Genomic DNA, 15,596 nt, shown 5'->3' on the forward strand with positions numbered 1-15,596 from the left:
TTTTTTTACACGATAATCGAAACGTTTCGATTATCGAGAAAAGGAGGAATTCAGATGAAGAAATTAGGGTTAGCAGCGGTAGCGGGCACGGTAATCATTTCAGGTCTATTGGCGGGATGTTCTTCTGGATCGAGCGGCGATGACGCAAATACTATCACGGTCTGGGCAATGGGTGAAGAAGGAAAAGCTTTACCGAAACTAGCAGAACAGTATGAAAAAGAAAACGAAGGCGTCAACGTCAAAGTACAAGCAATCCCTTGGGATACAGCACACGATAAACTGTTGACTGCGGTCGCTTCGAAAAATGGTCCAGATGTCGTCCAAATGGGAACGTCTTGGATGCCTGAATTCGTAGAGGCGGGAGCACTCGCGAATATGAAAGATTTCGTAAAAGATTACCCGGAACTTGATCCATCAAACTTTTATGAAGGATCGGTTGAAACGGTTCAATTCGAGGACGGTCTTTACGGGGCACCTTGGTATGTCGATACACGTGTTCTTTATTATCGGAAAGACGCACTTGAAAAAGTAGGTTACCCGGAAGCGCCAAAAACGTGGGATGAATTAGAAGACGCTTCGAAAAAACTTGCAGCTCGTGACGGGGAAGACATGTACGGGATTACGTTGGACACGAACGACCAAATGCTATCGTTTATGTTCGCTCGTCAAAACGGTTCAGAGCTGTTAACAGAAAATCAAGAGCCGCTCTTTGATCAACCAGAATTCATCGAAAGCGCAGAATATTTAACAAACTACTTCACAGAAGGATATGCACCAATCGATTTAGGGCTTGATGTTGTGCAGGCGTTCGGGGCAGAAGAACCGAACGTGCCGATGTTCATCAGTGGGCCATGGATGATTAACATTATCAATGATCAAATGCCTGACATTGAAGAGAAGTGGGGCACAGCCGTTCTTCCAGCGAAAGAAAATAATATCTCGTTCCTTGGTGGATCGAACTTAAGTATTTTTGAAAGCAGTGAAAAGAAAGACGAAGCCGCAAAGTTTATCGCATATATGAGTAAACCAGAAACACAGACTGAGTGGATGGAGATGACGAAGTCACTTCCATCAACAAAAGCGACATGGGCAGAGAACGAGACGCTCAAAAACGATGAGAAACTCAGAACATTCGGTGAGCAGATGGAAGCGGCAGAGCCGATGCCGATGATGATAACGTGGGAAAAAGTAGCACAAACATATTTGCAGAGCTTTGAGAAAATGTATCGCGGTGCGGCTACTGTAGAGGATGAAGTTAAGGTGTTCCAAGAAAAAGCGAAGTCGATTTTAAAATAAACAGAGGGGTACCCCCCTCTCGTTTAATTAAAGGAGAACCTTATGAAACAATTTCTTAATGATCGAGCGCCGTATGTGCTCGTCGCGCCGACGGTTCTTTTGTTACTCATGTTCTCAATCATGCCTTTATTTATTGCTTTTTTCATGAGTTTTACAGACATGGATTTGGCGGGAATTGCGAACTGGGCAAACATTGAATGGATCGGACTCACCAATTACATTGAAATTTTCAAAGATGAAGTGTTCATCCAAGCGTTATTGAACACGATTGTTTATGTCGTTATTGGAGTACCGATTGTGATAGGTCTTTCGCTCGCGATTGCGATGGCAATCAATTTCGGGACTGGTAAAGTTTTCGAATGGTTCCGTGTCGTCTTTTATATGCCGTCAATCACGAACGTCGTAGCAGTCGCAGTTGTCTGGGGCTTCTTGTTTAATCCACAGTACGGTCTCTTCAATTTTCTATTAAATACAGTCGGTCTTCCAGACGTCCCATGGCTACAAGATCCGTTTATCGCTAAGTTATCGTTGATCATGCTTGCCGTATGGCGTGCGGTCGGAATCAATATGATTATTTTCTTGGCAGCACTGCAAGGGATTCCACGCACGTACTATGAAGCGGCATCGTTAGATGGGGCAAGTACGTTCCAGCAAATGTTCAAGATTACAATTCCGTTGCTCCGATACGCGATTTTCTTCGTAACGGTGACAACTTTAATCGGATGGATTCAGTTCTTCGAAGAACCGTTCATCATGACCGAGGGCGGTCCGCTCAATTCGACGACGTCGCTCGCGTTGTTTATCTACAACAACGGCTTCCAGCTCAGTAACTTCGGTTATGCGGCTGCCGGGTCGGTCGTGCTGTTCATTCTGATCATTACAGTGACACTCATTCAGTTCCGTCTTCAAAAGAACGAAAACAACTATTAAGGAGGGGCATTCATGATTCCAAATGAAAAACCGGTAGCCGTGAATGTGAAGCGGGAGAAATTCTCGCCACTTCCCGACTTAAACCATAAACGAAAAGCCAAACTCTCGCAGTTGCTCGTCGCGCTTGTTTTGACCGTCCTCGGTATCGCTTTCATGTTGCCGTTCTTCTGGATGGTAATATCGTCCTTTAAAACGGATGCGGAAATCTTGTCGCTACCGCTGACAATCTTACCCGAGAACGTGACGTTCGAGCATTACATCGATTTATTCGTGAATTTAAACTTTTTAACGTATTTGAAGAATACGTTGTTAATCGTGCTCGCATCATTTTTCGGTCTATTGCTCACGGCAATGGCTGGTTATGCGTTTGCGAAGCATAAGTTTAAGGGGAGTAACATCTTGTTCATCGGTGTCTTGGCGACAATGATGATTCCAGGTCAGGTTACGATGATTCCCGTTTATTTGATGCTCAATCAAATGGGTCTGACGAACACCATGATGGGGATTGTCCTCCCCGGTCTCGTTGGTGCGTTCGGGGTATTCTTGTTCCGTCAGTTCATGACGACGATTCCTGAGGAAATGTTAGAAGCGGCCCGATTGGATGGAGCGAGTGAGTTTCGAATTTTCTTCTCAATCATATTGCCGATGTCAAAACCGATTTTGGCGGTACAAGGAATTTTAACTTTCATCGGTGCTTGGAACAGTTTCTTGTGGCCGCTTATTATCGCTAATGATGAAGCTCTTTACACATTGTCGGTTGGATTAGCGCTTCTACAGGGGCAGCATGGTGGAAACTACGCCTTACAGATGGCTGGGGCCACATTCATGGTTGTGCCGATTATCATTATCTTTATGATTTTCCAAAAACATATCATCGAAGGATACAATATATCTGGAATGAAATAAAATAATGGTGAACTACAAGAAAGGGATTTCCGATTTGGAAATCCCTTTCTTTATTTGAATTTCTGAATCATCAACGCGAGCGATCGGTTGATCATCTTCATCTCGTCATCTTCGAGGACGGAGAACATCTCTTCAGCGAGACGTTCTTCAATCGCATCGATTTGTTTCGAGTACGCCAGGCCGTTCGGACCAAGCCGGATGAAGCTTTCTCGAAGGTTCTCAGGATTCTTTTCCCGCGCGACGAAGTCACGTTGCTCGAGCACTTTGAGCACCTGACTGACGGCACTTTTAGAGATGGACATCTTCGTAGCAATCTCTGTCGTCGTCCACGTCTCTTGGCGTTTAAAGAGAAGCAGCATCTGTTCTTGTTGATAGCTCAATTCGAACTGATTCAGCTCCGTGAAATATTTCGTGAACAGCAAGTCGAGCTCATCGATTTGGCGATACATCGTGAGGACTTGTTGCTTTCGTGTTTCATTCAACGTGTCATTCATCCTTTCTTTACCGTGTCCGCCGGAACGTTTCGCTCCGGAGATATAAGAGGACACCACACACTAATCCGATTATACCAAACGCCAGCAAGAGCGTTTGAATCGGGACAGCCAAGGCAACGAGAACCGATAAGATGGCGAACGCGATCGGTTCCAGGCCAGAAGCGGCGAGTGACATGATGCTCATGACACGACCGATTTTGTCAGAGTCGCTTTGTTCCTGCATGATGGTGACGGTCGGCAAGTAGACGAGCATGATCATAAATCCGCTCATAGAGGCCGCGACGGCGAGAAGCGGAATCGATTGAACCTGCGTGTAGAGGAAGAACGCGCCGAGTGTCAGAAACAGTGCGTGGAAGACGAAGCGTCCACGATGAACCGACCGCAGGAATAGAATCAGGAAGCTTGCGACGAACGTCCCGACGGCGAGACCGCCTTCAATCATACTCAAATCAAAAGCTGTCCCTCCGACCGAGCCAACGAGAATCGGGATACTCATGATGAGTGGTCCCATGACGAACAAGTTGACGATGGCGATCGCGAACGTCCCACTGCGTAACACAGGTGTCTGCGATACGTAACGAATGCCCTCTTTCAAATCAACGAGTACATCTTTCGCTGAGAGTGGGGCGACCTCGGGAATGTTGTCTTGAATCAGCCGTGGCATAATCAAAATCGCGGAGAGAAAAATCAACACAGCCGACATCCCGAAACTGAGACCAAAACTTCCCCACGTCAGTAGGATCCCTGCAAGGAATGGGCCGATGACGAACATCAACTCGAGTGACCCTTGGAAAAGGGAGTTCGCCCGTTGCAACTGTTGACCTGATACGATTGAAGGTATAAGCGATGACAGTGCCGGGTATGACATGCCGTCTAAAAGACCAAACAATACGGAGATAATCAAGAGGGCTGTCACCGAATACGCATCAGCAAAATGGAGCGAAACGACAATTAACATCAACACACCTTGCCCGATATTCGTTAAGCACAACAAGCGACTCTTTTGGAATCGGTCGGCGAACACACCGCCGAATACCATCATGACGACACGCGGCAACGAGACCGCCGTCAAGATAATCCCGAGAAGTGCCGGTTGCTTCAACACATCGATGGTCAACCATGAGACGCTCAAGAAGAAAATCGAAAACCCGAGCGTGAGCGTCATTCCTGATAACCAGGTAAATATAAATCGGGAATTGTTCAATAAACCCATGTTAATAACCTCTTACTTTCATTCTTCAAAATATAGTTAAGTTAACTAAACTATAAAGCGAGAAGGTTATAACGTCAAGAAGCATGACTTTGGTACGAAAATGTAAAATAACGGAACTTTTCTCATGCTCATCCCGTATAGTGGAATAAGAGGTGAATCAAGATGAATAAGCAAGAACGATTACATACAATCAAACAATCAAATCGAAAGCGACTTTTACAACGACTCTTTCTAGCAATTCCGGCTGCTCTTGCGGTCTACTTCTTAATGCGGACGGACGGGAACATCTGGATCGGGTTCCCCATCATCGGCGGGGTGTTGCTTGCGACTCGTCACTTCTTCTCAAATGAAGCGGACGCAATCGGACAATTGTCGGACCAGGAACAGGTGAAACGTGTTGTGACACTGCAGTATCACCTGGACTTCCTCTTCATCGCGTTGCTCGGACTCGTCAATCCGCTAGCCATTCGAATCATGGAATGGTCTTGGATTCCTGCGGTTCTCATCGGTGGGGCATTGCTTTATATCTTATGGGCTCAAGAGAAGCTCGATCAACAAATTCGCTGGCTCGACCCAGAACAACCGACACGTCGCGAGATTCGACGATTCTGAAAGGATGAATGAGATGAACAAACAAGAACGAATCAATACGATTTATCGTTATCAACAGCGTTGGCTCTTTTGGAGAATGGGACTGGCAGGTCTTACTGGGATGTTCGTCTTTCTTGCACTTCAGTCTGACGGTGCGTCAAAGTATACAATTCCATTAGGAGTTACATTAGTGGGCATGCTGTTCGCCATCGGACGAGAGCGTCGCTTCGTCAGAAAGTTGACTGATGTGGAACAAGCCAAGCGCATCATCGACTGGCAATATGTATCGGAAATGGGGCTTCTCGTCTTATTAGCTATTCTCTTCCCATTAATCGTCCTAATCAACTGGCCGGTCTGGTCGCTATTCGTCGTCTTCTTAAGCGGAGTCATCTTATTGCATCTCGCACAGAAAATGCTCGACCGACAGATGCCGCAGTATGACGAAGAACAGCCAATGCGCCGCGAAATCAAACTCGACTTCGTGAAAGACTGAGGTGATACCGTGGACAAAGCAGAGCGACTTCAACAGATTGAACAGTTTGAGAAACGAAATACTCATCTCAATATCATCGTGAGCGTAATCATGCTAGGCGTATCCATCTATTTTCTTTCGACATGGAGTCCGTATAGCATTCTCCTACCAGGTGTCGCACTTCTCTATACGACATGGCTTGAATGGCACAAGATGAAACTGCAGCAATCCTTCAACGAATCGACACGCTATCATCGTCTATTACGTATCGATTTTTCTGTCATGTTGAGCAGTTTGATCTGGTTCATGATTTTGATTGGGTTGCATTTCAACGGAATCGATATCTTACCGTGGATGAGTTGGACGCTTCTCATCGGCGGTCCGTGTCTCATATTGATTCCGCTTTGGATTGACCGAAAACAGTCCGCGCTTGATGAGCACCACATTACATCTGGCGAATGGACCCGGGCAAATCGGGAACGTTTGAAACATACGTTAGATGATATTTCAAGGAAAGGTCGTAAGCAGTCATGACAAATAAAGAACGGATTCAAGTAATCGGAGGATATCGGCAGTCGCGACAAACCCTCCATCTTTGGCTCACGGGAGCCTTTATTTTTTGTAACAGTTTTGTGCTCGGTTTTGACACATGGTGGATATGGGGAATCGGTTCGGTCCTCACGGCACTCCTACTCATAGGACTGACAATCAAGGAAGGGCGTGTCGTACAGATTTTCACGGCGGGTCGAGGCATCCTGCTGACAAAACGCTTATATCGCCTCTATTCTTACTGGATTGGAGCGGTCACAGGGGCGATTCTCTTCAGTCGTCTCCAGATTGCGTCCGTCGCGTGGGTCATCATCGGTCTAGGTATCGTCGTGTTAGCATGGACGCACTATCAGACCGTCCAACAATTGCGACAAGCCGACTCGGAGCAACCGACACGAGATGAGGTGACGAAGCACTACCGCTCGTATGAAAGGAGTACATATGCTGACGAAAGAAAAGCGAATTGAGCAGTTGCTGGAGCAGGATGACAGTCATTGGCGTTGGGGGTGGGGCGTCGCCATCGCAACCGTCGTGATGACGCTCGTGATTGCCACGCAGTCTAAACTCTATCCTCCGCTCCTCGTCTTCATCAGTTTTTTCCCATATCTCTGTTTCGAGTGGCGGAAGACAAAACTGCTCCTGACCTTTAACGAGGATGCGCGTTATCAACGTCTAGTGTATACAGACTTTGGGATCCAGTGGCTCTGCTTCGTGTTAACCATCTGCTTGTTGGCTGCCTATTATGCCGACTCGTTGTCGCCCGTCGTCGCGATTGCTGGGTTGTTTGGGATCGGTGTGATGTCGATTCTGGCACCGTATGTCATCAATCGACACTTGCATACGCTCGATGCGCATCATGTACGTGGGAAAGAATTGCGCGAAGCGCGCGATCGACGCTTCCATGAGTCCAAAACGAACAACTGAGAAGGGTTCGTTTTTTGTTTGAGGACATCGGTCCTTTTCTTCTTCGGCACGGAGGCGTAAGCTGACAATGTATACAGAACTAGAAGAATCGAGGAAGACATTCATGTTAGCTATTTTGATTGGATTGACGATTGGGATTTTATTGCCGATGCAGACGAGTGTCAACTCACGTTTGCGTCAGGTGGTCGGCTCCCCGTTCGTTGCATCCTTTTTATCGTTTACGGTCGGGACGATCTTTTTGTCCCTATTGCTCTTATTGACCGGACAGTCATTCGGATTTGACGGCTCGGTGATTCAGGAAGGTCCGGGTTGGATGTGGATTGGTGGACTGTTAGGTGTTTTATTTCTAACGGGGAATATCTTGTTGTTCCCGAGGCTCGGAAGTGTCCAAACGGTCATCATGCCGATCTTTGGGCAGATTTTGATGGGGTTGTTGATTGACCACTTTGGTTGGTTCAACTCCGTTGAGCATCCAATCACGGCGTTACGCTTGTTCGGGGTCGTGCTCGTTTTACTTGGTGTCATCGGAACGGTCGCTTTATCCGACTGGCTCAAGCGCCGAAGAGGCAAGCTGGTCGTCTCGATGGAAACAGACACGGGGAATCTGAACCTTTGGAGATTGTTCGGGATTTTTACCGGAATGATGAGTGCTACGCAAACGGCCATTAACGGCTATTTGGGAACAGTGCTCGAATCGTCACTGAAAGGAGCATTGGTCTCTTTCGTTGTCGGAACGATGGCGCTCTTGCTCATTCTACTCGTCTCACGCCAACCCGTTCCGCTTGGTCAACTGAAAGGTCAACCGTGGTGGATTTGGCTCGGTGGAATCATTGGGGCGCTCTTCATCGGAGGAAACGTCCTCATCGTACCGATTGTCGGGACAGGGATCGCTGTCATCATCGTCATTGTCGGACTGTTATGCGGTAGCTTGCTTATCGACCGCTTCGGTTGGTTCGGCGCGAAGAAAAATCCGGTCACCGGGGTGCAACTCGTCAGTCTGGTTGTCATGGTCATTGGAATTGTATTGATTCGTTTATCTTAAGGGGGGAGAACGATGCGAGGAGTGCTGTTCGCCATGAGTGGGGGATTCTTTCTCACGTTGCAAAGTGTCGCTAATGCTCGAATTAGTTCGCAAATTGGGACGTGGCAAGCGGCGACGTTGACACAGTTCACTGGATTTATCGTCGCGCTCCTCGTCATGTTGGCGTTACGCGACCGTACGTATATCGAGATGCGGCACGTGAAGCCGCTCTATTTATCGGGTGGGGCGTTCGCGGCACTTATCTTGTTCAGTAATATGACGGCCGTTCATAAACTCGGGGTTACGATGACAATCTCGTTGTTTCTCATCGCGCAGTTGGCGCTCGCACTCGTCATCGACTGGCGCGGCTGGTTCGGGATGGTGCGTCGGAACTTGAACGGGATGCAGTTATTCGGTGTGTTCATGATGATTGCGGGTGTCATGTTATTAAAATGGTAGGAGGAAACGTGCATGGTTGATGCGTATGTGAAGCAATTTGAATTGACTGTCTTACCAGAAGCAGCGCAAAACGAATTGCAGCTCGTCCGATACGAGCCTGGAGACGTCATCTGTACGCAGGGTGATGAAGCGGAACATCTCCGTTTCTTAGTGAAGGGGAAGATTCGCGTCTCCCTTACTTCGGCTACCGGCAAGCGCCTCGTCCTCTCCTTCAAATATCCGCTCGACTTGATCGGGGACATCGAATATATTCAACGGACCCCGTTTTTGAATACGGTCGAGGCCGTCACAGAAGTCGAAATGCTCGTCATTCGATTTGAGGATTTAATGCATCACGCGTATGAAGAAGTCGCCTGGTTATATTATTTGTTAGAAGAAATCACACGAAAATTTGAACGGAAATCACAATCACTTAGCTTCAACTTGTTTTACCCTGTCGAAGTGCGCCTGGCGAGTTATCTGTTATCGATGACGCCAAATGACCAAACACTCGGCTCGACCGTCGACCAATTGACGGATATCGCTGATTTGATTGGTACGAGTTATCGTCATGTGAACCGGACGCTTCGGCGTTTCGTCGAAGCAGGCTTGATCGAACGAAATCGTCGGTTGATCACGCTCGTTGATCGGGAGGGCTTGTTGGAGATTGTCGGGGAGAGTATTTATGAATAGGAGGGGAGAATCATGGCGATTGGAATGATGCTTGCTGTCATCGGTGGGATGCTCGTATGTGTTCAAAACACCTTTAACGCCAACGTCAAGAAGCGTGTCGGCGCATGGGCGACGACGACCCTCGTTCTCGGGCTCGGATTTTTGGCATCGCTACTCATCGGTCTATTCCAAGAAGGTGGTGCCTTGTTCCGAGTAGAGGAGATGGAGGCGTGGTTTTGGTTCAGCGGAATCCTCGGCGTCGGGGTCGTCATGAGTGTGACGCAAGGTGTCGAGCGACTCGGACCGAGTTACGCCATCTCGATTGTCATGGTGTCTCAAATCTTATTCGCCCTCCTCTGGGATACGTTAGGTTGGTTCGGATTGACGGCCGTCCCGTTCACATGGAAGACAGTCGTCGGGATTGTGTTGATCGTCGGTGGGGTACTCGTGTTTCAGTTGAGCGGAAAGGTACAACAAACTCGCAAGTCGATTAACCGTGCGAGTTAAATCTTAAAAAGAAGTTCCACATTATGAACGAATCTTTTTTAATAAAGACACGTATAATTTAGAAGAACAGGATGGAAGGGGTAATCATATGCTACAAGTGATGGACATGGCATGGGCAATCTTGAATCTAGGATTGTTGACAATGATTGGAGTCTTTTTAATCCGACTCCTTCGCCGAGACTTAAATTAATCAGCATCTGACAATCGTCAGGTGTTTTTTCCTTTTTAATGGGAAAACCTCGAAAGTTTGCTTGTAGATTGTTAAGATACAGATATAAAGATAACTGGATGAATTTTACTTTTGGGGGTGTAGTGGATGTTGCGTGAAGAACGAATAGAATACTTGTACGACAAAGCATGGACTAAAAAGGGTCCGCTATTAGTAATCATCATCGGTGTAGTGACAGCGCTTTGGTTATTGTTCAACGATTCAAGGATGAGCCTGTCCCTGTTCATCTTTTGTGCGGCGATGCTCATGCCGCTTCTGGTAGCGACGTGGCATAAAATCCAGTTGTTTTTACAATTCAATGACTCATCCACGTACCAGCGCTTTATTTATCTGAAGGGTATGATTCAATTTATTCTCTTGATTGGTGTCATGTCGATGTTGGCGCTCTATGCACTGAAGTACATATCGCTAGATACGTTAAGCCTCGGCTGTGCGACGCTGATTGCGAGTTGTCTCATTCTCGAGTCATGGGTCGACTGGAATATTCTAAAGGTTGATGACGAGCATGTCGTGGAGAGTTTGTTGGGATTGATGAATCGGGAGAAGCGTAAGGGATGAAACTGATCGAGAATAGGTTTCGTAAATCAAAATAACTACAACACATAGGGGGATTCGATGGTAGACCATGAAGTCAGACTAGAACAGATGTTGAAGGATGATGAGAAACGAAAGAGACAAATGGTGATTCCCTTAGTTGGCGTCATGTTACTCTTCTTTTTATATTTTTGGAAGACAGACATCCTCTTGTTATTACCGATGATAATCGTTGGACAAGTTCCGCTCCTGTATCACGCTTGGCATCGCAAAAAGTTACTCCTTTCATTTAATGAGAACACACGTTACCAACAACTCGTGCGTTCCGAGTTTGCATCTAAATTTACTCAGCCGCTCCTGCTTCTCATACTGATTGCTAGTGTAGAGCTTGAATGGATTACATTACTTACGTTCATCATCGCAGCTTTTATCGGAATCCTAAGCTTGTTGATTTTAAGTGTTCGCTTCGACCGCAAGTTAAAAGAAATCGATCCGTTACACGTGACGGGTGTCGAACTCGGTCATGTCCAGTTGCAACGGAAAAAACGAAAAAGTGAAGCGTGATGAATAAACAAGAGCGTCTCCCAAAAATGGTCGAACAGGATCTCGACGCGCAAGGGGTCAGCGCGATGTTTGGCATAAGCGGCCTGTTTTTATTTCTAGTCGTTTCAGTCATAAAAGGTGTCACGGTGACGACGGTTGCCTTCTCTTTCCTCGTGACCCAACTGCCGATGCTCTATCAAGCGTGGCGACGGATGAAGTTGCTACGTACGTTTAACGAAGACGAGGAATACCAACGCCTCGTTCGTCGAGAATTTCGAATCATCGTCGCCATGTTTGGATCACTTGGTGTATTCACCTTCCTCACGTGGTTCGTGTTGGATTCGATGCAGGAACTACTCGGTGTCGTATTGATTGGCATCATTCCGCTTCTCATCTTGTACGTGTCGATGGACCGTAAACTGCGTGAAGCGGATCCGGAGCATGTGACGAATCGAGAGTTACGACGCGCACATCGTGAACAATAAAAATCAGCCCTGACACACGTCAGAGCTGATTTTTTTTTGAGTTCATGGAAATGAGAATGCCGCAGACGACCATACCGATTGTATAGAATATAAACCGGTGTCGTTCCCAAAACGAGTCATTCATCGTGTCGCCGCCACATCGTCAAACGGCGTGTCGACCATGCGAACGAACGCTTCATCCGGGTCGGTCGTTCCAGATTCTTTAAGCCAGTCTTGGAAGTCCCCTTCATATAAAATGCATCCGCCATGCAGGAAGATGACATGGGCATCGAGTTGAGCCAAGTCGTGTAACTGATGTGTCGAGATGAGACATATCTTGCCCTCGTCGACGAGTCGCTGTAGGCGACGCATGATTTGAATGCGGGACGCCGGATCGACCCCACTCGTCGGCTCGTCAAATAAATAGAGGGAACGCTTGATGGAAGACAATAGCGTCACGAAGAGCCATTTCTTCTCCCCGACCGACATCTTCCCGAGTTTCATCTTCCATAGATGTTCGAACAGTTCTTGTTCTCGGGACGTTGAGAGGTTGTTCACATAAGACTCGAGTTTCTTGAAGTCGGGGCGCTGCGACAGACGTCCGATGAAATAGGCGAAGTCTTTGCCTGTCAATTCGTGATGGTTATACATGAGTTGCGTTAAATAGAGCATATCCGTCGTCGGAACGAGTTCGAGTGATGCTTTGTCGACCGGAAGTGCCCCGGTCATACAATCAAACAGTGTCGTCTTTCCGGCACCGTTTTGTCCGATCAAAACGTTCAGCTTATTCGGCTGTAGTGTGAACGAGACGCCGTCGAGAACAGGACGTGTCGCTTTCGGGTAGCGATAAGTGAGCTGATGTACGTGCATAAGAACCTCCTAGCGTGTGATGAGTGAGACGAGACTGAAGCGTTTCAACGCAATCGCACCGATGATGAAGTAACCGAGTACAGAAAGGAATGTCGCCCACACTCCGAACGAGAGGTCGACTTGAGTCGTCAGGTGCAGCAACCCGAGCGCGAATTCATGGAGCGCATAGAACGGGTTGAGAAAGCTGAACCATTGATCAGGTGAGTTGATTGCCAATAAAAAGAGCGGAAACATCAGAATGTTCGCGAACGTCCCGAGACTCGACACTTTCACCGGCAGTGCCGTGATGGCGACACTGGCAACCGCGAACGGGATACTCCCGATTAATACGAGTAGAGACGTTGCAATCAACTTGAACGAGAAAAAGCCATGAACGAGCGTGACGACCGTTGTGAATAAGAGTAAGCTGATCGAGGCGAATAAGAATTGCGCCAAGATGACGGCGATGACATATGTCAGTTTGTTTCCTGAAATCATCACGTACGTTTTCATCAGTCCGTATTCACGCATGCGAGCGAGTTCGATGCCGACACCGTTCACATATGTAGCAAGAATGATATACACCCAGAAATAAGAGAGCCCTGGGTAGTATTCCGCTGTCGTTGCTTGGTGAATATCTGAAAACGACTGCGTCAAGGCGATTATGAGTGGGATCCCGAGCGTCCAGATGAATGGAACCTTATCGGTGACGACAACTTTGGCATACATAAAGAAATAGCTTGTGATTTGATGCATCCTGTTCCTCCGCTTGTATGTTTGATTGTTTGTATCGTAGCACAATATACGGAAGTTGATTGGAAAAAGTTTCAAAAAATAATCCCTCATAGCGAATGAGGGATAGAAGAAAATCATTTCACTTTGTCGCGTTTCGCAATCTTGTCGCTCACTTGCTGGCCGCTCAACGTGACCATCGGCATGCCACCGCCCGGGTTGACGGTCCCGCCGACGAAATAGAGGTTGTGATAGAGTTCGCTCTGTTTTTTATGCTTGAAGCCACCGTTTCGATTCTTGTCGGCGACCGTTCCGTAAATGGCTCCGCGGTCCGATCCATACGTCCGCTCGATATCGTGAGGCGTCCACACGTCGCGTGTCACGGTATGTTCACGCAGACCATCGAGACCCATTCGTTCCAACTTATCGAGCACACGCTCTTCAAAAGCGGCGTACTCTTCTTCGGTGAACGGCACATCTTGGATATACGGGATGTGTGGCAAGATTTTGATATTCTCATGTCCTGGCGGTGCCTGGGTCGGGTCGGTCTTGTTGACGTTCACGAGGTAAATCGTTGGGTCATCCGGCAATTCATGCTTCTCGAACACCTTATCCATCTGTTCACGTAAGTTTTCAGAGAAGAAGAAGTTATGATGGGCCAGCTGGGGATAGGCTTTCTTCACCCCGAGATGAAGGACAAATCCAGAGCTCGCCGGTTCGTATTTAGAAATGAGTTTGTCGACGTACTGTTCATCCGCGTCGACCATCTTCTGATAGAACGGGATGACTTCCATATTCGAGACGAAATAATCAGCGGAGCGAAGTCGTCCGTCTTCAAGTTCGATGGCGGTCATTTTCTGGTTCACCGTATGGGCACGAACGACGCCCTGACCGGTATGTAGCTTCACACCGATCTCTTCGGCGAGCTTCGTCAAGCCTTCCGCAAGCTTGTGGGTCCCGCCTTCGACATACCAACAGCCTTGGGCGTACTGCATGTAAATCATCATATTCAAGACGGCGGGTGCGTTATACGGAGATGACCCGACATATTTGACGTAATACGACAGCATGTCGCGGAGATGTGGATTGCTGATGCGCTTCTTGATTGCGCTATACATCGTTGACGTCAAATCGAATCCGAACAGGGTCGGGAAGATGCCTGTCTTCAGGACCGCTTCTAAAGGTGATTCGAACCCTTCGGCCAGGTAACCCTTCTCGGTCGTCTTGTAGATGCGGGCTGCATAATTCAATAGTTCACGATATTCTTGTATGTCTATTCGAGAAAGGGAAGGGTTTGCCCGCTGCATCTGTTCGAGGTCATGATAGAGGTCGAGGACGGTATCGTCTGGGAAGAACGAGCGCCATTCGAGCTCAAGTCGTTTGATGGAGACGTAGTCTTCCATCCGTTTCCCGCTTCCGCGGAACAATTTGTCGAAGATGTGGGGCATCGTTAAAATCGAGGGTCCGAGGTCGAAACCGAATCCGTCTTGTTCGAGACGATTCACTTTTCCTCCGATGTGGTCGTTCTTTTCATAAAGGGAAACATCATATCCTTTTTGAGCAAGTGAGATGGCCGCTGACAATCCGCCGAGCCCTCCGCCGATCACGATGACCGACTTGTCCACTGATGGCATATATTCGCCGCCTTTCCAAAGTGTTATTTTCAAAAAACAGAATGAGTGCTATCTCTTCTATTCCCGTTTCTAAATGAAACGAACATGCTTTTACGGTTTTGCCACATCCACAAAGATGTCATCCCTGAACAGACAAAAGTTTTGTATAGTTAGGCTAGAAGCATAGGACGGAGTCTAGATGAAGGTAGGAATGTACGATGATCGTAAAAACAATCACAATTCACTTTGCGAACGGAGATGAAATCACCATCCCGTTTGATGATATCGAATCGTGTCGGATGCATGATATTCAAGACGGGATGCGTATTACGGCGGATGGTCAGTTGATCAAAGAAAAAGTGATGCATGGACTCGATCTTAGGTTAAAGGACTCAGCAAACCAACTGAAATGGGATGGTCCAGATAGACCGTTTGACCGTATCCTAGGTATGTCGGATTTACAACATCTCGCCTTCGAGTTTGAAGGGATGCGAGGCAAGTCATACCGCATTGCGTGGCATGATCTAGAAGCAGTACAAAATGCTTACCAGACGACAACTGAAGAACATGGGAACGTGCACGTGCATGTTCGCGTCTCATAAACAAAGCCTCTCGCAAA

At 47.5% G+C, this 15,596-nt stretch carries 21 protein-coding genes; 16 read left to right on the forward strand and 5 right to left on the reverse strand.

What is annotated here, in order from left to right:
- Nucleotides 1-54 precede the first annotated feature (54 nt).
- From KNO98_RS13085 to KNO98_RS13095, 3 genes are read left to right on the forward strand one after another with little or no spacing between them, the layout of a single operon-like run.
- Nucleotides 55-1,296, forward strand: coding sequence for a sugar ABC transporter substrate-binding protein (locus KNO98_RS13085; RefSeq protein ID WP_214701259.1), 1,242 nt, complete (start codon nucleotides 55-57; stop codon nucleotides 1,294-1,296).
- A 42-nt stretch (nucleotides 1,297-1,338) separates the two neighbouring features.
- Nucleotides 1,339-2,226 (forward strand): carbohydrate ABC transporter permease, encoded by an 888-nt coding sequence (locus KNO98_RS13090; protein ID WP_214701260.1) that lies wholly within the window; start codon nucleotides 1,339-1,341, stop codon nucleotides 2,224-2,226.
- 12 nt (nucleotides 2,227-2,238) lie between these two features.
- Nucleotides 2,239-3,132: a carbohydrate ABC transporter permease gene (locus tag KNO98_RS13095; protein ID WP_152538858.1), complete on the forward strand. Its 894-nt coding sequence runs from the start codon at nucleotides 2,239-2,241 to the stop codon at nucleotides 3,130-3,132.
- Between the two features lie 50 nt (nucleotides 3,133-3,182).
- Here the strand turns inward: KNO98_RS13095 and KNO98_RS13100 are convergent, their stop codons facing one another.
- Complete coding sequence (locus tag KNO98_RS13100; protein ID WP_214701262.1) at nucleotides 3,183-3,614, reverse strand: MarR family winged helix-turn-helix transcriptional regulator; 432 nt, start codon at nucleotides 3,612-3,614, stop codon at nucleotides 3,183-3,185.
- 19 nt (nucleotides 3,615-3,633) lie between these two features.
- Nucleotides 3,634-4,839, reverse strand: coding sequence for an MFS transporter (locus tag KNO98_RS13105; protein ID WP_214701264.1), 1,206 nt, complete (start codon nucleotides 4,837-4,839; stop codon nucleotides 3,634-3,636).
- A 162-nt stretch (nucleotides 4,840-5,001) separates the two neighbouring features.
- Here KNO98_RS13105 and KNO98_RS13110 point away from each other — a divergent pair, with 162 nt between their 5' ends.
- The 12 genes from KNO98_RS13110 to KNO98_RS13165 all read left to right on the forward strand — a co-directional run bounded on the left by KNO98_RS13110 (nucleotide 5,002) and on the right by KNO98_RS13165 (nucleotide 11,804).
- Nucleotides 5,002-5,451 carry a hypothetical protein gene (locus KNO98_RS13110; protein ID WP_214701266.1) on the forward strand — a complete coding sequence of 150 codons (450 nt, stop codon included), beginning with the start codon at nucleotides 5,002-5,004 and terminating at the stop codon, nucleotides 5,449-5,451.
- A gap of 13 nt (nucleotides 5,452-5,464) precedes the next feature.
- On the forward strand, nucleotides 5,465-5,923 hold the full coding sequence (locus KNO98_RS13115; RefSeq protein WP_214701268.1) for a hypothetical protein: 459 nt from the start codon (nucleotides 5,465-5,467) through the stop codon (nucleotides 5,921-5,923).
- A gap of 9 nt (nucleotides 5,924-5,932) precedes the next feature.
- Nucleotides 5,933-6,436, forward strand: a complete 504-nt coding sequence (locus KNO98_RS13120) for a hypothetical protein (protein ID WP_214701269.1) — start codon at nucleotides 5,933-5,935, stop codon at nucleotides 6,434-6,436.
- The gene (locus KNO98_RS13125; RefSeq protein WP_214701270.1) at nucleotides 6,433-6,918 is read left to right on the forward strand and encodes a hypothetical protein; all 486 of its coding nucleotides are present in this window, start codon (nucleotides 6,433-6,435) and stop codon (nucleotides 6,916-6,918) included. Before KNO98_RS13120 ends, KNO98_RS13125 begins: the two co-directional genes overlap by 4 nt.
- Entirely contained in the window at nucleotides 6,893-7,375 is a 483-nt protein-coding gene (locus tag KNO98_RS13130) for a hypothetical protein (RefSeq protein ID WP_214701271.1), read from the forward strand. Before KNO98_RS13125 ends, KNO98_RS13130 begins: the two co-directional genes overlap by 26 nt.
- 67 nt (nucleotides 7,376-7,442) lie before the next feature.
- Nucleotides 7,443-8,417 carry a DMT family transporter gene (locus KNO98_RS13135; protein ID WP_214701272.1) on the forward strand — a complete coding sequence of 325 codons (975 nt, stop codon included), beginning with the start codon at nucleotides 7,443-7,445 and terminating at the stop codon, nucleotides 8,415-8,417.
- A 12-nt stretch (nucleotides 8,418-8,429) separates the two neighbouring features.
- The gene (locus tag KNO98_RS13140; RefSeq protein WP_214701273.1) at nucleotides 8,430-8,855 is read left to right on the forward strand and encodes a DMT family transporter; all 426 of its coding nucleotides are present in this window, start codon (nucleotides 8,430-8,432) and stop codon (nucleotides 8,853-8,855) included.
- A 12-nt stretch (nucleotides 8,856-8,867) separates the two neighbouring features.
- Nucleotides 8,868-9,527 carry a Crp/Fnr family transcriptional regulator gene (locus KNO98_RS13145; protein ID WP_214701274.1) on the forward strand — a complete coding sequence of 220 codons (660 nt, stop codon included), beginning with the start codon at nucleotides 8,868-8,870 and terminating at the stop codon, nucleotides 9,525-9,527.
- A 12-nt stretch (nucleotides 9,528-9,539) separates the two neighbouring features.
- On the forward strand, nucleotides 9,540-10,013 hold the full coding sequence (locus KNO98_RS13150; RefSeq protein WP_214701276.1) for a DMT family transporter: 474 nt from the start codon (nucleotides 9,540-9,542) through the stop codon (nucleotides 10,011-10,013).
- Nucleotides 10,014-10,329: 316 nt separating this feature from the next.
- Nucleotides 10,330-10,800 carry a hypothetical protein gene (locus KNO98_RS13155; protein ID WP_214701278.1) on the forward strand — a complete coding sequence of 157 codons (471 nt, stop codon included), beginning with the start codon at nucleotides 10,330-10,332 and terminating at the stop codon, nucleotides 10,798-10,800.
- A 57-nt stretch (nucleotides 10,801-10,857) separates the two neighbouring features.
- The gene (locus KNO98_RS13160) at nucleotides 10,858-11,340 is read left to right on the forward strand and encodes a hypothetical protein (RefSeq protein WP_214701280.1); all 483 of its coding nucleotides are present in this window, start codon (nucleotides 10,858-10,860) and stop codon (nucleotides 11,338-11,340) included.
- The gene (locus KNO98_RS13165) at nucleotides 11,340-11,804 is read left to right on the forward strand and encodes a hypothetical protein (protein ID WP_214701282.1); all 465 of its coding nucleotides are present in this window, start codon (nucleotides 11,340-11,342) and stop codon (nucleotides 11,802-11,804) included. Before KNO98_RS13160 ends, KNO98_RS13165 begins: the two co-directional genes overlap by 1 nt.
- Nucleotides 11,805-11,924: 120 nt before the next feature.
- On the opposite strand, the gene KNO98_RS13170 is transcribed toward KNO98_RS13165, so the two are convergent.
- The 3 genes from KNO98_RS13170 to KNO98_RS13180 all read right to left on the reverse strand — a co-directional run bounded on the left by KNO98_RS13170 (nucleotide 11,925) and on the right by KNO98_RS13180 (nucleotide 14,998).
- Complete coding sequence (locus tag KNO98_RS13170; RefSeq protein ID WP_214701284.1) at nucleotides 11,925-12,653, reverse strand: ATP-binding cassette domain-containing protein; 729 nt, start codon at nucleotides 12,651-12,653, stop codon at nucleotides 11,925-11,927.
- Nucleotides 12,654-12,662: 9 nt separating this feature from the next.
- Nucleotides 12,663-13,388 carry a hypothetical protein gene (locus KNO98_RS13175; RefSeq protein WP_214701286.1) on the reverse strand — a complete coding sequence of 242 codons (726 nt, stop codon included), beginning with the start codon at nucleotides 13,386-13,388 and terminating at the stop codon, nucleotides 12,663-12,665.
- 113 nt (nucleotides 13,389-13,501) lie between these two features.
- Complete coding sequence (locus KNO98_RS13180) at nucleotides 13,502-14,998, reverse strand: phytoene desaturase family protein (RefSeq protein ID WP_214701288.1); 1,497 nt, start codon at nucleotides 14,996-14,998, stop codon at nucleotides 13,502-13,504.
- A 197-nt stretch (nucleotides 14,999-15,195) separates the two neighbouring features.
- Between KNO98_RS13180 and KNO98_RS13185 the strand changes: the two genes are divergently transcribed.
- Nucleotides 15,196-15,579, forward strand: coding sequence for a hypothetical protein (locus KNO98_RS13185; RefSeq protein ID WP_214701290.1), 384 nt, complete (start codon nucleotides 15,196-15,198; stop codon nucleotides 15,577-15,579).
- The last annotated feature ends 17 nt before the right edge of the window (nucleotides 15,580-15,596 follow it).

The sequence above is a fragment of the Exiguobacterium sp. s57 genome (genome assembly GCF_018617685.1).
Taxonomy (GTDB): Bacteria; Bacillota; Bacilli; order Exiguobacteriales; family Exiguobacteriaceae; genus Exiguobacterium; species Exiguobacterium marinum.

Excerpts from the sequence above, each read along its gene's own strand:
- KNO98_RS13145 (WP_214701274.1), top strand. The coding sequence starts at position 8,868 with ATGGTTGATGCGTATGTGAAGCAATTTGAATTGACTGTCTTACCAGAA.
- KNO98_RS13180 (WP_214701288.1), bottom strand. The coding sequence starts at position 14,998 with ATGCCATCAGTGGACAAGTCGGTCATCGTGATCGGCGGAGGGCTCGGC.
- KNO98_RS13165 (WP_214701282.1), top strand. The coding sequence starts at position 11,340 with ATGAATAAACAAGAGCGTCTCCCAAAAATGGTCGAACAGGATCTCGAC.
- KNO98_RS13105 (WP_214701264.1), bottom strand. The coding sequence starts at position 4,839 with ATGGGTTTATTGAACAATTCCCGATTTATATTTACCTGGTTATCAGGA.
- KNO98_RS13115 (WP_214701268.1), top strand. The coding sequence starts at position 5,465 with ATGAACAAACAAGAACGAATCAATACGATTTATCGTTATCAACAGCGT.
- KNO98_RS13170 (WP_214701284.1), bottom strand. The coding sequence starts at position 12,653 with ATGCACGTACATCAGCTCACTTATCGCTACCCGAAAGCGACACGTCCT.
- KNO98_RS13175 (WP_214701286.1), bottom strand. The coding sequence starts at position 13,388 with ATGCATCAAATCACAAGCTATTTCTTTATGTATGCCAAAGTTGTCGTC.
- KNO98_RS13095 (WP_152538858.1), top strand. The coding sequence starts at position 2,239 with ATGATTCCAAATGAAAAACCGGTAGCCGTGAATGTGAAGCGGGAGAAA.
- KNO98_RS13085 (WP_214701259.1), top strand. The coding sequence starts at position 55 with ATGAAGAAATTAGGGTTAGCAGCGGTAGCGGGCACGGTAATCATTTCA.
- KNO98_RS13160 (WP_214701280.1), top strand. The coding sequence starts at position 10,858 with ATGGTAGACCATGAAGTCAGACTAGAACAGATGTTGAAGGATGATGAG.
- KNO98_RS13150 (WP_214701276.1), top strand. The coding sequence starts at position 9,540 with ATGGCGATTGGAATGATGCTTGCTGTCATCGGTGGGATGCTCGTATGT.
- KNO98_RS13135 (WP_214701272.1), top strand. The coding sequence starts at position 7,443 with ATGTATACAGAACTAGAAGAATCGAGGAAGACATTCATGTTAGCTATT.
- KNO98_RS13130 (WP_214701271.1), top strand. The coding sequence starts at position 6,893 with ATGCTGACGAAAGAAAAGCGAATTGAGCAGTTGCTGGAGCAGGATGAC.
- KNO98_RS13140 (WP_214701273.1), top strand. The coding sequence starts at position 8,430 with ATGCGAGGAGTGCTGTTCGCCATGAGTGGGGGATTCTTTCTCACGTTG.
- KNO98_RS13125 (WP_214701270.1), top strand. The coding sequence starts at position 6,433 with ATGACAAATAAAGAACGGATTCAAGTAATCGGAGGATATCGGCAGTCG.
- KNO98_RS13110 (WP_214701266.1), top strand. The coding sequence starts at position 5,002 with ATGAATAAGCAAGAACGATTACATACAATCAAACAATCAAATCGAAAG.
- KNO98_RS13090 (WP_214701260.1), top strand. The coding sequence starts at position 1,339 with ATGAAACAATTTCTTAATGATCGAGCGCCGTATGTGCTCGTCGCGCCG.
- KNO98_RS13155 (WP_214701278.1), top strand. The coding sequence starts at position 10,330 with ATGTTGCGTGAAGAACGAATAGAATACTTGTACGACAAAGCATGGACT.
- KNO98_RS13185 (WP_214701290.1), top strand. The coding sequence starts at position 15,196 with ATGATCGTAAAAACAATCACAATTCACTTTGCGAACGGAGATGAAATC.